The sequence below is a fragment of the Salinimicrobium oceani genome, from assembly GCF_012037645.1.
The window spans coordinates 1-350 of the sequence record NZ_JAAVJR010001166.1 but is presented as its reverse complement, the minus strand read 5'-3'; the positions used below and the strand labels follow the sequence as shown (position 1 = coordinate 350).

The 350-nt window shown below is 43.7% G+C and carries 1 protein-coding gene; it reads left to right on the top strand.

Going from position 1 to position 350, the window contains the following annotated elements; genetic code table 11:
• Positions 1 to 298 (top strand): RagB/SusD family nutrient uptake outer membrane protein (locus HC175_RS21300; protein ID WP_168139939.1); only part of this gene is annotated, 298 nt, incomplete at its 5' end.
• Between the last annotated feature and the right edge of the window lie 52 nt (positions 299 to 350).

Here is a 350-nt window from a genome sequence, read left to right as displayed (position 1 = left end):
ACAAGAGGCGGTAAACCTTGTGAGGGAAAGGGCAGAAATGCCTCCCCTGTCGGGAGTAACTACCGAGGATGTGTTGGATGAAAAATTTGCAGAACTCGCCATGGAATGGGGAGTGAGGTATTACGATATGATCCGTTTGGACAGATATAATGAATTGAGCTATGACGGCAGGACTTTTACTGCCGGTGATGAATTCTTGCCATATCCACAGGCGCAGGTAGATGCCCTGCCTCTGGAAGCCACTTCGGTAAAGAGAAATACTCCCATGAATGACGTGCTTTCAACCTTAAACCGTTAAAAAATGAAAAGCTTTAAATTAAAATATATAGGTGTTCTTGCCATTCTGTTTA